The sequence below is a fragment of the Ferrimonas aestuarii genome, from assembly GCF_005116665.1.
In the GTDB taxonomy this organism is placed as follows: domain Bacteria; phylum Pseudomonadota; class Gammaproteobacteria; order Enterobacterales; family Shewanellaceae; genus Ferrimonas; species Ferrimonas aestuarii.
In genome coordinates this window covers 182,986-196,947 of record NZ_SWCJ01000005.1, presented here as the reverse complement: position 1 = coordinate 196,947, position 13,962 = coordinate 182,986, and the positions used below count along the sequence as shown (strand labels likewise).

Annotated in this window: 12 protein-coding genes and 2 tRNA genes; 1 reads left to right on the top strand and 13 read right to left on the bottom strand. The window is 51.7% G+C overall.

Annotated features, from left to right (window positions below; translation table 11 throughout):
* Positions 1-11: 11 nt before the first annotated feature.
* From FCL42_RS09750 to FCL42_RS09720, 7 genes are all read right to left on the bottom strand, one after another.
* A complete protein-coding gene (locus FCL42_RS09750) occupies positions 12-2,084 on the bottom strand; it encodes a TonB-dependent receptor (RefSeq protein ID WP_136863218.1) in 2,073 nt (690 codons plus the stop codon).
* A gap of 247 nt (positions 2,085-2,331) precedes the next feature.
* Complete coding sequence (locus FCL42_RS09745; protein WP_136863217.1) at positions 2,332-2,745, bottom strand: hypothetical protein; 414 nt, start codon at positions 2,743-2,745, stop codon at positions 2,332-2,334.
* Between the two features lie 8 nt (positions 2,746-2,753).
* Positions 2,754-4,298, bottom strand: coding sequence for a glutamate--cysteine ligase (gene gshA, locus FCL42_RS09740; RefSeq protein ID WP_136863216.1), 1,545 nt, complete (start codon positions 4,296-4,298; stop codon positions 2,754-2,756).
* Positions 4,299-4,356: 58 nt separating this feature from the next.
* Positions 4,357-7,191, bottom strand: a complete 2,835-nt coding sequence (locus tag FCL42_RS09735) for a M16 family metallopeptidase (RefSeq protein WP_229359825.1) — start codon at positions 7,189-7,191, stop codon at positions 4,357-4,359.
* A 47-nt stretch (positions 7,192-7,238) separates the two neighbouring features.
* Positions 7,239-7,652 carry a YqaA family protein gene (locus FCL42_RS09730; protein ID WP_136863215.1) on the bottom strand — a complete coding sequence of 138 codons (414 nt, stop codon included), beginning with the start codon at positions 7,650-7,652 and terminating at the stop codon, positions 7,239-7,241.
* Positions 7,653-7,678: 26 nt separating this feature from the next.
* A complete protein-coding gene (nsrR, locus tag FCL42_RS09725) occupies positions 7,679-8,119 on the bottom strand; it encodes a nitric oxide-sensing transcriptional repressor NsrR (protein ID WP_136863214.1) in 441 nt (146 codons plus the stop codon).
* Positions 8,120-8,173: 54 nt separating this feature from the next.
* Positions 8,174-8,575 (bottom strand): hypothetical protein, encoded by a 402-nt coding sequence (locus FCL42_RS09720; protein ID WP_136863213.1) that lies wholly within the window; start codon positions 8,573-8,575, stop codon positions 8,174-8,176.
* A gap of 144 nt (positions 8,576-8,719) precedes the next feature.
* On the opposite strand from FCL42_RS09720, the gene FCL42_RS21700 reads away from it, so the two are divergent.
* A complete protein-coding gene (locus FCL42_RS21700) occupies positions 8,720-8,890 on the top strand; it encodes a hypothetical protein (RefSeq protein ID WP_169308353.1) in 171 nt (56 codons plus the stop codon).
* A 359-nt stretch (positions 8,891-9,249) separates the two neighbouring features.
* Here the strand turns inward: FCL42_RS21700 and FCL42_RS09715 are convergent.
* From FCL42_RS09715 to FCL42_RS09690, 6 genes are all read right to left on the bottom strand, one after another.
* Positions 9,250-9,326: transfer RNA gene (locus FCL42_RS09715), tRNA-Arg, on the bottom strand.
* A 4-nt stretch (positions 9,327-9,330) separates the two neighbouring features.
* A tRNA-Ser gene (locus FCL42_RS09710) sits at positions 9,331-9,420 on the bottom strand.
* Positions 9,421-9,590: 170 nt separating this feature from the next.
* On the bottom strand, positions 9,591-10,109 hold the full coding sequence (locus tag FCL42_RS09705; protein WP_136863212.1) for a lipocalin family protein: 519 nt from the start codon (positions 10,107-10,109) through the stop codon (positions 9,591-9,593).
* 150 nt (positions 10,110-10,259) lie between these two features.
* Positions 10,260-10,781 (bottom strand): DUF3332 domain-containing protein, encoded by a 522-nt coding sequence (locus tag FCL42_RS09700; protein ID WP_136863211.1) that lies wholly within the window; start codon positions 10,779-10,781, stop codon positions 10,260-10,262.
* A 249-nt stretch (positions 10,782-11,030) separates the two neighbouring features.
* Positions 11,031-12,275, bottom strand: coding sequence for a diaminopimelate decarboxylase (gene lysA / locus FCL42_RS09695; RefSeq protein WP_136863210.1), 1,245 nt, complete (start codon positions 12,273-12,275; stop codon positions 11,031-11,033).
* Between the two features lie 18 nt (positions 12,276-12,293).
* A complete protein-coding gene (locus tag FCL42_RS09690) occupies positions 12,294-13,880 on the bottom strand; it encodes a Na+/H+ antiporter NhaC family protein (RefSeq protein WP_136863209.1) in 1,587 nt (528 codons plus the stop codon).
* Between the last annotated feature and the right edge of the window lie 82 nt (positions 13,881-13,962).

The following is a 13,962-nucleotide window of genomic DNA, read 5'->3' as shown; positions in this document are numbered from 1 at the left end:
CGTCGAGATCATTACAACTCCACCTTCACCTGAACACCAACGATGGCAGGCTCTGCGGACATCGTCGTGCCGTTAAACATCGACAAGGCATAGTCTTCATCGAGAAGATTGCGGCCATAGAGGTAGGCCGACATGGACTCACCCTCGTAGCCGATACGAGCGTTTACTAGGGTGTAGGTTTTCTGTTCAAACTGATTGGCTTCATCAAAGAATCGACTGCCGTTGACGGTGGCATCGACCGCAAAGAACAACCCTGAGTCGTGGCGATACACCGCCCCGCCGTTTAGCACAAACTCATTGGCATTGGGCAGCAAATTGCCACTGATGTCGCCACTGACACTGTTTGGATACTTATCAAACTCGTAGTCGAACAGATAACTGCCGCCTGCGAAAAGCTCCCAGTCTTCATGGGGCTGCGCGCGAAGCTCCACCTCAATGCCGGAACTGTGGGCCTCCGCGGCATTCTGCTTCAGAAATACCGGCGCCGCACCGGGCACATTCAACTGAGTCTCCACCTGTAGGTCTTGCCAGTCCACGTAGAACAGCGCTGCATTTAACTCAAGACGGCGATCCGCAAGAGTCCCTTTGTAGCCAAGCTCGTAGGTGGTGGCGTACTCAGGATCCACAGGCTCAGTCACCACCGCAGGATCCACTTGAACGTTATTGAAGTCTCCCGCTTTATAGCCTCGAGATATCGACCCATAGATCCGCTGTTCATCGCTCAGAATCCAAGCCGCCGACACCGAAGGCAGCGCCGCAAACCAGCCTTCATCAAATGACTTAGAGCCGGTGGGAGCGGGCCCAGCAAAGCCTTGCCAGTCCAGCTCCTTACGCTCGTAATCCAAACGCAATCGTCCCGTTAGCTCCACAGCTTGCCAAGGCTGATAAACCACCTGACCAAACAGCGCCCCTCCACGGCTCTTAATGGTCGAGCGCTGGGACATCTCAAAGTCCGCAGGCATGCCCGCGGCGCCAGCGTCCGCGCCAAATCGAACCATGGTTTCAGTGTCCAAGTCTTCCACCAACAAAAAAGCGCCAACTAACCAGTTAAGGTCGTCGGCTGATTGCCCCTCAAGACGAAACTCCTGGGTAAAGGTCTGGAAATTCTCATCGTATTCTGCCGCCATGATGTCCATGGCAGTGAAATCCCAATCTTGTAAGAAGCCGTAGTTACTGTCTGAATAGGCGGTGATGGAGGTCAGCTTACCCAGAGAAAGCTGGCGAACCCAAGTAACCGAAGGGGCAACCAACGAGCCATCGTTGTATCCCGGTTCATTGCTTTCCGTGGTGGTACCGCCGCCAATCGCATAACTGTCGAACCCGCCATCAAAACGATCCAGAGTTAAGCTGAAGGTCAGTTTGTCGATGTCCGTTGGCGCGTAGACAAATTTTCCCCTCGCTGAGACCTGTTGATGATCGTTACCATCATCAGTGCCCAAGGTCCGATTTTTAAAGTAACCGTCCCCAGAGCGATACCCCAAGGCAAACCGGTAACCCATGTCATCGTCGATGGGTCCACCCACAGCCCCGGTGAACTTCATGGTGTTGTAGCTCTCGTAGCTAACAACGCCATTGGCATCAAAATAGTCATCTGGGCTTCGCGTGACCACATTCACCACACCAGCATGGGTATTGCGGCCATAGAGTGCACCTTGGCTGCCTCGTAACACCTCGACCCGAGCCGCGTCCAAAAGGATGTCGGTGGCCACATAGGGCAGAGTAACGTCATCCACATTGACGTTCCAGACCTTGTTCATATTGGTGGTACCGCCAATGCCACGATAAACCAAATAGGTGGTGTGGCTGTCGGCACGATAGAAACTGACGTTCGGAGTGCGATTTGCAATTCCCTCAAGGCTGTCCACTCCCATGTCCTCAAGAGTGTAACCCTCAAACACACTGACGCTGGACGCAACGTCTTGCTTATCTCGTTCAATTTTATCTGCGGTAATGGTGATTACCTCAAGCTCACCATACTCCCCTAGCGCCTCTTGCGCGGCGCTAACTTGAGCTGGTGAAGCCAGAGCGGCGGCGACCCAGGTGGCGGTCAAACTCAGTTTCCAATCGCCCCATCGTGAATTCATGATGTTTCCCTATAACTGTCATCGTAATTAGAGCAACAACAGTACCCAAACAATGCAAATAAGAGTTATTCCTATCGAGACATTTTCACCCCTAACGGGATTATTTGTTGGCGAGTTGACGCAGCCTAGCTCAACGCCAGAGCCGAAGAGGGAGGAGATACAAAGAGACAGGCTGAAAAAACAATAAAAAACCCTACACATCAATGATGTATAGGGTTAGTGAACGAAGCGTTTTAGCTCATCGATGTCAATCAAATTCACACTGCTTTTGCGTTTGTTTCCAAACGACTGGCTGCCAATACTTGGCATCGTGGCCTCGAAAACGCTGATCCGCATTAAACTGCGCTCCGATGTGATAGCGAGTATGGGGCGCTAACTCCACTTCAAAATCGTGGTAGCGACGATTACGAAGTTTCACCCCAAGTCGAGGGTCGTCTATCAACTCAACCACCCGCAAACGGTGCTTACCTGGGCTCAGTCGATAACTGGCCTTGGTGACCACATTGTTATCATCGATACGGGTAATGACCGCGCGATACAGATCTTCCGTCTCTGGCGGCGTCGCGAAGGTGGAAATTTCGGCACAGGTCCCTTCATAATCGGGGCCACTGGCACAGCCGCCTAACAACCCAACCAATAAAATCCATGCCGACTTTCTCATTTCGTCCCCTAGATTGAGTCCATGTAAGCTTGCAGGTATTCGTCAAAGCTGCCGGATTGCTCAGCTTCCAATTTGGCCTGCGCATCCACACTTCGTGCAGCTTCCTCAACCAACCGCGCTTCCGACAGCTGACGATAGGGAGTTTGAATCATCCCTTGCTTATGGCGCTGTGCCATGGCCATCATCGGATGTTGCTGCGCTTGATAGAGCGCCATCACCTTGCCGGATAAGGTCTGCTCAGAATCGCTAAATGCCGGGCGCCATGCGGCCAAAGCCTGATGATATGGCCCGTTGCTGCCACCATCGAGCAGCTGCGCGATACGCTGCCAACGGTCAACGTTTTCAGCCAGCCATGCGCTCAGCTCAATCTTGGTGTTGCAACCACGATCCAGCTTCAACCCTGGACGGCGACCTTCAGAGACCACCAGATCGAAGTTATGCTGAGACTGCTGCTGGCACGCTTCTGTCCAACACGGACTTGGCAATAACACACAATCAAGCAGGAACAGATCCAACAAACGGATTTGCGTTTCGTCGATGCCAAGAGGCGCAAATGGGTTAACGTCTAAGGTGCGAACTTCAATGTACTCAACCCCATCACGGGCCAACGCATCCGACGGCGTTTCACCGCTTAAGGTGGTGCGCTTCGGACGAATCGGCGAGTACAGCTCATTCTCAATCTGCAAAATATTGCCATTGAGCTGCAAGCGCTCCCCGTCGTTAACCACCCCTAACTTGGCAAAACGCTCCGAAGGCAAACGGATGGCGCGTTTAAGATCCGACACATACTCTTCCACTGAGTTGTAGCGAATCTGCAAGCTAGACTGCTCACTATTGGTGTAACCCAGATCGCTCATGCGCAGTGAGGTTGCGTAAGGCAGGCTGAGCTTACCACTAGGCAAAGTCTCAAACTCAAAGTTGGTCTGCTTACCGTCTAAGAAAGAGGGGCACAGTACCGGTGAGGCGCCAAATAGGTAAGGCAGAATCCACGACTGATGTCGGAAATTGCGGATTAGATGGAAGTAGCCGGAAGATTTCGTCTCCTGAGAGGCATCTCCCTTTAGCTGCTGCCACAACCCGTCAGGCAAAGAGAAGTTAAAATGCACCCCAGCAATGGACTGCATTTTCGCGCCATAACGACGCTTGAGGCCCTCTCGGTAGAGCGTCTTCATCTGACCAACATGAGAGCGGCCATATTGAGCAATCGGCACATCCTCCTGATGATCGATGTGACAAGGCATCGATTGCGGCCACAACACTTGGTCACCCAGGTTGTCCATCACAAAGTGATGCACGTCCCCTAGCTCATTCAGCAGGCCGTCAACATCGCTGTGAACGCCGGTAATCAACTCCAGCAGGGACTCAGAAAAGTCGGTGGTGATCCAGCGGTTGGTCAACGCTGAGCCCAAAGGCGCAGGGTGAGGATCTCTAGCTAGGGTGCCTTGAGGCAGCATTCGCAGTGCTTCGCGTTCAATGCCTCGAACCAAGCTACGCATCGCCGCCACACCTTCCGGTGTGTCTAAGCGATTTAGGTTCTGTTCAAAATCGGTCAAGCCAGACTCTCATGAATCGACGGGGGCCTAAGGCCCCCTGAAATAAAATGACAGTATCTTACAACTTGTAAGACACTACGTCATAACCCAATTGTTTCAAAGGTTCTTCTATGCTGTTTTTATCACCAACCACCAAAATGATCATCTGTGACAGGTCAAGCTGCTTCGCCGCTACCTGATTCAGCTCATCCAGAGTCAGTGTTTCAATCAGCTTGCCCTGCTTCTCAATGTAGTTGGTTGGCAGATCATAGCGCTGAATCTGACCTAAGAAGCGCGCTTTTTGAGAAGGGGTTTCAAACTTAAGCGCATCAGACTGAGTGATGGACGCTTGCAAAAACGCCAGCTCCTCAGCAGTCATACCGGACTCAGCAAACCCAGACAGCTCGTTAACAAACTCGGTTATCGACGCCGCGGTGGCATCGGCACGAACACTGCCGCCAGCGGAGAAACTGCCCAGCTCTGGGCCGCCATTAAAGCCACTACGCGCACCATAGGTGTAGCCTTTATCTTCTCGAAGGTTGAGGTTGATGCGACTGTTAAACGCGCCTCCCAGAGGGAAGTTCATCAAACCTGCCTCAAAATACTCGCCTGTGGCGTCAAATGCCATGGCTCGACGGCCGATGCGAATGACGGACTGAGCAGCACCTGGCTTATCCAGCAGGTATAGAGTATTGCCCGCAAGCTTTGGCATCGGCTTAAGCTCAGGCCAAGGGGTAGCATCCCCTTTCCAGTCACCCAACCAGCTCAGCTTCGGCGCAATGGCTTTCTGCTCCAAGTCTGACACCAAAATCACCGACGCGTTGCCACCGTGGAATTGCTGTTTATAGAACCCTTTGACGTCGTCTAGACTCAACTTGGACACCGACTCAATGGTGCCGCTGGTAGGTTGCCCCACACTGTTATCGGTACCAAATAGCAAGCGGCTCCATGCGGTGCTGGCCAGCCAGCCTGCATCTTTACTTTGATGCTGAAGCATCTGTAAAGACTGCACCTTAACTCGATCAAAATCTTCCTGATTGAAGGCGGGCTCAAACAAGCGCTGACGCAGTAGCTCGATGGTGGCATCTAGGTTTTTAGTCAGCGTACTGACACTAACGTAAGTGCGATACCCAGAGGCGCTAACGGAGATGCTTGCGCCCAACTTTTCAAGCTCCAGCGCCATCTGTTCCGTAGTCAGTTTGGCGGTGGACTCTTGCATCATCGATGCCGTCAGATCCGCCAAACCAGCTTTATCTGCGCTGAGCAGACGCTGTCCGCCTTCTAGAGCGATGGAGATGGTCGTCGTTGGGGTTTCTAGGCTTTGGGTGCCCATCACCTCAATGCCGTTGGCCAGCTGCTGCTGCCACAATGATGGCACCACCATCTGTGGTGCTGCACCTGAGCCTGGCACCTTGCTGCGGTCGAAGTTGTCGGCAACCTGAGTATCGGTCACTTTATCCGCATGCTTTAAGGTCTCTTTGGCTATCGGTGTGCGCACTGGCACCGTCGGAGCCGCTGCCTGAAGCTGAGTCTGACCTTGAGGCACCACGCTGACAATCACCGACGCTTTGTCTTTGATGTAGGTGTTGTATACCCGCATGACGTCATCGGCAGTGACGGCGTTGTAGCGCTCGATGTCTGCCTGCAGCAGATCTGGGGTATCGAAGAAGGTTTCGTTGTAAGCCAATGTGGACACCTTACCTCGAACGCTTTGCAGGCCGAATAACGTATTGGCTTCGTGGGACACCTGCGCTTTTAACAGGTCATCGCTGCTGACGCCGCGCTCCACAAACTCATCGATGGAGTCACGCACAATGGCTTCAATTTTGGAAAGCTCTGGCATTTTGCCCGCGTTCGCCACCACAAACAGGCTGAATTCACAGGCCAGTTCGCGACAACCATGCCCCGTACCCGCCTGAACTGCCACACCAGACTTCACCAAGTTCTTGTACATGATTGAAGTTTCACCGCCGCCCAGAATGTCTGACAGCAGGTCCAAGGCGGCCTCATCTTCATGGCGGGCATACACCGTAGGGAAAGCGATACTGAGTACCGGCAGGCTAACCTTATCTTCAATGGTCAGATAACGATCACTGTCCAAAGTCACCTTTGGTTTGGTCGCATCATTGACTTCAGGGCCACGAGGAATCGAACCGAAGTACTTATCTACCCACTGCAAAACCTGCTGTTTGTCGAAACTGCCACCAATGGTTAACGTGGCGTTGTTTGGGCCGTACCAGCGTTTAAAGAACGCTCGCAAATCGTCCACAGTGCCGTTATCCAGCTCTTCCATCCAGCCAATCACAGGCCAGGAGTAAGGGTGGCCTTGGGGATACAGAGCGTAAGATGACATCTCTCCCAAACGGCCATAGGGACGGTTATCCACCCGCTGACCACGCTCGTTTTTCACCGTCGCCCGTTGCACCTCAAAAGAGGTCTCAGTTATGGCTGGCAACAAGAAGCCCATGCGATCCGCCTCAAGCCACAGCATCTTTTCCAACTGATTGGCAGGCACGGTTTCAAAATAGTTAGTACGATCGCTGTTGGTGGTGCCGTTTAGGGTACCACCGGACTCAGTGACCATGGCAAAGTGCTGCTCATCAGCCACGTTTTCAGAACCTTGAAACATCATGTGTTCAAAGAAGTGCGCAAAACCAGACTTGCCCAGTTGCTCTCTGGCTGAGCCGACGTGGTAGGTCACATCCACATGCACTAAGGGATCGGAGTTATCTGGGTGAAGCACCACAGTCAAGCCGTTTGCGAGCTGATACTTTTCATAGGGGATGTGTAAGCCAGATTGGGTGAGGCTGGATTCGACCAACGTCACTCCTTGCGGCAGGGTCGATGGGGTTTCTGACGCGCAGCCACCAAGAATAAGGGCGGTTGCCAATGCCAAAGGTTTAATAACGTTCACCAGTTGTCTCCTGAAATGGACCACAACTTCATGGAGAAACTGCCAGGTTAAGCTGGATTCGTTAGCCCCAAAGTGGTCAGTGCGATAAGTAGGTATCTACAGAATTTACCTAAAAATATCAAAAGACTACTAATTATAACAGAAAAGCGAAACCATCCCGCCAACAGAGGAATGCCATCGCCGATGATCGGTAGCCAGGCAAACAATAAACTGACGGGGCCAAAGCGCTCGACTTTAACAATAAGCCAATGATGCTTAACTGGAATCATCTCCTGAGGGGAGCGGTAGCGATTGCCTAAGTAGCCCATGGCAAAACTGGTCATGGAGCCTAACGCATTGGCAACGCTTGCGACCAAAACCCACCACCACCAGTGTTGTGACAATTGCGTCACTAAGTAGGCCAAAAGTACTTCAGAGCCACCGGGAAGCAAGGTGGCGGAGGTGAATGCACTTGCGGCCATAGCCGCAGTTTCAGCCCACACTGGCGTTATGCTTGAACGGTTTGGGTAGGGATCATTAGCTCACTGAGCTGCTGTTTGTTTTCCAGCATGTCAGCAAGGGTATATTGATCTAAGGTTGCCAAAAACGCTTGCGTCGCTTCATCTAGCACACCTTTCAATTTACAGGCAGGAAGAATGGTGCAGTAGGGTTCACCGCAGTTGATCAACTGCAAGGGTTCGAGAGCTCGAATCACTTCACCTAAACCAATCTCCGCGGGAGATTTTGCTAGGCAGATACCGCCGTATTTACCGCGGACGGTCTTTACAAAACCAGCATGGCCCAGCTTATTGATCACTTTCACCATGTGGTTGCGAGAAACCCCATAGATGTCGGTCACTTTAGTGATACTGGTAAGCTCACCTTCCGGTAAGGTGGCCATATAAAGCAAAGAGCGAAATGCAAAGTCGCTAAAGCTGGTTAACTGCAAGGTGTTACCTCATAAAAATGGAAAAAGCGGATTCCATTCACTCGCACAAAAAGATTAACGTCCTTGGTTATGCAAACAGCTGTATCGATCGATACGGGTCTCTTGCACCTTTTCACCTGCGGCATCTTGGTATTGGTGACGATAAACCATTCCCAACTCAAGACGCTTTCGGTAGTAACCACTACCGCAGAAACTGTCGACCGTCTCTTTGCTATGATTTTCAACCACAGCACCAAACGCGTTTAGGCGATTACCATCGACTTGACGATAGTACATCACCATGACGCCATCTGCGTACTCGGCGTGCAGAAAATTAGGGTTCTGACTCTGGCCGATGCCACTATTGAGATCTCGCACCAGTTGATGACTCTCTTTATCGAGCCAATCAGGAACGGTGTCGAACCAAGCGGCAGCCGGCAGGGCCAGCACGGCAATCATAGATAAAATTAAGCGCATAAAGTGACCAAAGTGCTTTGAACTGGGTTATGCTACACCTGTCTGTAGAAATAAAAAGCAACTTAAGCAAATATTTACAAAAGACCAGCGCAAGCAGAACCGTATTTTAACATTCCAAACCGTTAGTGCAATTAGGGAGAGCTAATGATCAGCAGACTATTCTTGATTCCCATTGTGTTGTCTCTGCTCTGGTACCTATACCTAACCATGAACGGTTACCGAATCGAGCAGGGGAAAAAGGGCTTTATTGGCATCTTTATCTTCAGCACCCTTATCTTGGGGTTCTTCAGCTTGATGATCTGGCTTACTGACTAAGCGTCTCTTTATAAGCTGCTGACAGTCATTCAAGTACCGCAAGACAACTGGCTGCCTTTCTAGCGAAGGCCAGCGCCACTCGCACACTCCATACCGAAACCGCTTATGCCAATTCAATACAGGAGATGGTCAACTTAGTGCGCCGAGTAAATTGTCTCAATCTAGGTGCTCAATGCGGTTGCTAGTGGTTCTAACAACAAATTAAGCAACGAAGAGTGAGGCAATTTAATCAAGCAATAATGACTAGAGCTTTAGTTGAATTGGTATTTAACTCGCACAAAAACACCAAGCTGAGCTCGGGATTCTATATTAGAGGCGCATAAAAAAACCCGAGCATTGCTCGGGTTTCTTTATGAAAATGGCGCGCTCGGGAGGATTCGAACCTCCGACCGCCTGGTTCGTAGCCAGGTACTCTATCCAGCTGAGCTACGAGCGCGCAATGGCGGTGAGGGAGGGATTCGAACCCTCGATACCGATCAAGGTATACGCCCTTAGCAGGGGCGCGCCTTCAGCCACTCGGCCACCTCACCACGCTTTGTGCTGGCCGTTGTGGTCAGCACAGGCGCTATAATACGGCTTAACGAAAAGATGTCAAACCCCGATTTCCCCATCGAAGATCGTTTGTGCAACAAAACGCCTATTTGGGAAAAATGTGGACAAATGAAAGGCTTGTTGTTCCATTCTACGAATACTGAGGCAACTACTCACCGGGCCTATCCAACCAGATCAGGCTCTGTGTATCAAAACCTCGACCGCTGGCCATCTCTATAAACTTTTGCTTCACCTCGGCAGACACCTGAGGCTCTCGAGCTAACAGCCACAAGTAGTTCTGGTTTGGGCCAGACACAAAGGCGTATTGATAGGCATCATCCAATTCAAACACCACGTACGCGCCGTAGAACGGTCCGAAGAAGGACACTTTTAGGTAGCCTAAGTCATCACTTTCAACAAAATAGGCCTTTCCTTCGGCTTGCTGCCACTGCTGCTCTTCTGCTGAGAAGCCACGGTTAATGACCGACACACCACCGTCCTCTCTCAGTTGATAATCGGCAGTAACCTGAGTCAGCCCGCGCTCGAAGGAGTGATCCAACCTTGCAACCTCATGCCAACGGCCAAGGTAGCGCTGCAGTTCAAACTCTTTTACTGGAGTGACTCCCTCAGGCAAACCAACGCAACCGGCCAACCAAAATACCGACAACAGCAGTGCGATCCATCTCATAGCTTAATCCTCAATAGGGTTTTGCATCATCGTTACGTATATTAATAGGTATTAGTTCAGAGAGTTAGCAACTGAAATCGATTGCAGAGTATAAAAAATCCAGCACAGATGGCCGCACTGGATTAAAGGACGAAATAGAGGCGTTAGGCATTAAGCTCGGTTGGCAACGTAAGCGGTTAGCTCTCCAATGCTGACTTCAGTAATAAACTCGCCATCCAGATAAAACTCAACCCAGTCACCCTGCTTTTGACCGCTCAGCACCTGTGTGCGGCCATCTTGATAACTCATGGTCATCGCCATGGTGTTCGCATCAATGGCTGACAAGGTTACTTTGGAGAGCGTAACCGGCGCCGAGGTCAAATCTTGATTCAGCTTATGATTGACTTTCAAGATGGTGTTGGCTGGCATGTCCACCACCGCAGGGGCTCTTCCGGATATGGGGTTTTGGCCGGTCCAAAACTCGATGGTGTTGATCACAAACAGATCGGCAGAAGCCGCCACACCGTAAACCGGAGCCATCAACACAAACAGGCCTGCCCGACCATATCGATTATCCACTAGGCTCAAGTTGCCCTTGGTTACCAAGCCGCTCAGAGCCATCTGCCCCATGCAGCCACTCAGTTGAGTACAGGCAAGCAGCGCCGCAACGGCACCCACTTTACTCAGTTTCATCTACGTTTTCCTAAAAAGGGACCCAAGATTTGGGCGCGGAGATAGTAGCGGCAATGCCATGATAATCCGTGCTAAAAATCACGATTCAAGGCTAAATATTTGGGAGTGAAAGTAAGATTTGAGTAAACAGAAGCGTGGCTAAGTTAAATCTTAGCTGAAATGGTTATTGTCGCAGCCAACCTTAGCGCATTAGGTTACGAGTATTGGTGGGGAAAAAAGGGCTCAAAAGAGCCCTTCTACGTTGCCAAGTTACGGCAACAACTGTTCTCCTTGCCACAGCTGCTCTAGCGTTTCTCGCTTTCGGATCAGATGAGCACTGTCGCCACTCACCATCACCTCAGCCGCTCGAGGGCGGCTGTTGTAATTAGATGACATGGTAAATCCATAGGCCCCAGCACCGCGCACCGCCAACAGATCCCCTTGAGAGATAGCAAGCGTGCGGTCTTTACCGAGGAAGTCACCGGTTTCACACACAGGGCCAACCACGTCGTAGTTGGCAGTCGCCCGATCACTTTTCACTACCTCAACAATCTGCTGCTCCGCCTGATATAAAGCGGGGCGCAAAAGGTCGTTCATCGCCGCATCCACAATGGCAAAATCGCGATCCTCTCCCTGTTTAAGGAATTCTACCTGAGTGACCAAGATACCAGCATTGGCCATGATGGCTCGCCCCGGCTCTAAAACTAGCGTCAGTTGGCGCTCACCTAGGCTTGGTAGCAGAGCTGCCACATACTCAGCGGGGCTCGGTGGGATTTCATCACCATAACTAACGCCCAGGCCGCCACCTAAATCGAGGTGCTCAAGTTCGATGCCGCATTCGGACAGCGCATCAACCAAAGCCAGCAAACGTTCAAGGGCCTCCACAAACGGCTGAGTCTCAGTCAACTGAGAACCGATGTGACAATCCATACCGGTAATGCGCAGATTCGGCAGCGACGCCGCATATTGATAAGCCGCCAGCGCCTTAGTGGCCGGAATCCCAAACTTATTCTGCTTCAAGCCTGTGGAGATGTAGGGATGGGTTTTGGCATCAATATCGGGATTAATGCGCAGGGACACCGGTGCCCGCTTCCCAAGCGCTCCCGCCACCGCATTAAGCCGATCCAGCTCCGGTTCGGACTCCACATTAAAGCAATGAATGCCCGCCTCCAGAGCCTGGCGCATCTCAGCGGCGGTTTTTCCAACTCCGGAGAACACCACTTTGGCCGGGTCACCGCCAGCGGCGATCACCCTAGCTAGCTCGCCGCCGGAAACAATATCAAAACCACTGCCCATGCGTGCCATCAGATTCAAGATGGCTAAATTGCTGTTGGCTTTCACCGCGTAACAGATCAAGTGAGGTCGCTCACCCATGGCATCAGAAAACGCTCGCCAATGACGCTCAATGGTGGCTTGAGAGTAGAGATAGCACGGCGTACCAAACTCTGTGGCCAACTCGGCAACGTCTAACTGTTCCGCCATCAACCGGCCTTGATGATGATTAAAATAGTCCATTTATTTACTCCAATGCCGTTAAGGCGCCGTGACATCCAGCTTGTTCATGGTGGTAGTAAATCGATACTGGCGAAGTACCAACACCATCGAAATCAATACCATAGCCGAAATGACTATGGCTAACGCGTTTGAGCCGGTTAAACCAAGTACCATATAGCCACAAACGGCAACGACGGCCGCCAGCAGCGCATAAGGTAGCTGGGTCGCCACATGATCCATGTGGTGACAGCCAGACCCAGTAGACGACAAAATGGTGGTGTCAGAGATCGGTGAGCAGTGATCCCCAAACACACCTCCCGCTAATACTGCGGCCATTGTCGGTAAAAATAGAGCCGGCTCAAGGGCCATCGCCATATTGGCTGCAATGGGCAGCATAATGGCAAAGGTACCGTAACTGGTTCCGGTTGAAAATGCAGCGAAAGCCGACAACGCAAAGATAATGACTGGCACAAGGAATACTGGCAGGGTGTCGGCGGCAAGACTGGCGAGATAACTGCCAGTTTGCAGGTCAGAGATCACGCCAGCAATGGTCCAGGCCATCAACAAGATATAAACCGCTGGCAACATTGAGCTCAGACCCTTGCGCACGCCCATCGCGATATGCTCAACCGACACCCCTTGAAGCAGAAGGGCAATCAGAGTAACACCAACGGTAATCCAACCCGAGGTAAACATAGCCCAAGAGCCATCGGCATTTTCCAATGCACCTATCAGTTCAAAAGGCACATCGCCCATGGACTGGCTGCCGGAGACCAGCATCAGCGTTACCACCAGAGACACTAACAGTACCAGCGGGCCCAATAGGTTGATCACCTTGCCATTATCCGCCTCGGGAAGCCCAAGCTCATCGCCGGATGGGCTACCTTTGCTCTCATCCCAGCGCTGCCCTAAGGCTGCTCGGCGCTGCGCCTTGGCCATCGGACCAAAATCCAGATCCATCATCACGACGCAAAGTAGCAGTGCCACCGAGCTCAGCGCATACAGGTTCATTGGTATCATCTGAGCAAATGCAGACAACGCACTCATGCCTTCAAAACCATGGGTAACCAAGATGCTGGCCAACAACGACATGATGTATGCCCCCCAGGTGGAGATGGGCGACATCACACATACCGGTGCCGATGTGGAATCAATGCAGTAGGCCAAACGCTCACGAGACACCCCATGTTGATCGGTAATGGGACGAGCAACATTTCCCACCAGCAACGCATTGAAATAGTCATCAATAAAGACAATGGCACCTAAGAAAAGGGTCATCAACTGGGCATCTTTACCACTGTGGAGGCGACTTCTCGCCCACTGGGCAAAGGCTCGGGTTCCGCCGGACAAAGAGATAAGCGCCATCAGCAGTCCCATGCTGAGCAAAAAACCGATGGTATAGAGATTCCAGCTGGCCAAGCCGTCGCCGTCCCAAACCAAAGCCACGGTGCGCTCGAGTAGCTGTGCCGCAGTCAAACTAACGGAGAAGTCAGACAACATTAAGATGCCGGTGAGAATACCCAGCCCGAGGGAGAGCAAAACCCGCCGCGATAGGATCGCCAAGGTGATCGCAATAACAGGAGGTAAAATTGACAGTGCCGAATCGGCATAACTTACTAAAGCCATCGTGTTTAATTCTTTTATAGGTACGATGGAGGGCTTCTGACACGGCGAATTGCCGCGAGCGCCACGCAGAGCTGCATGTCGC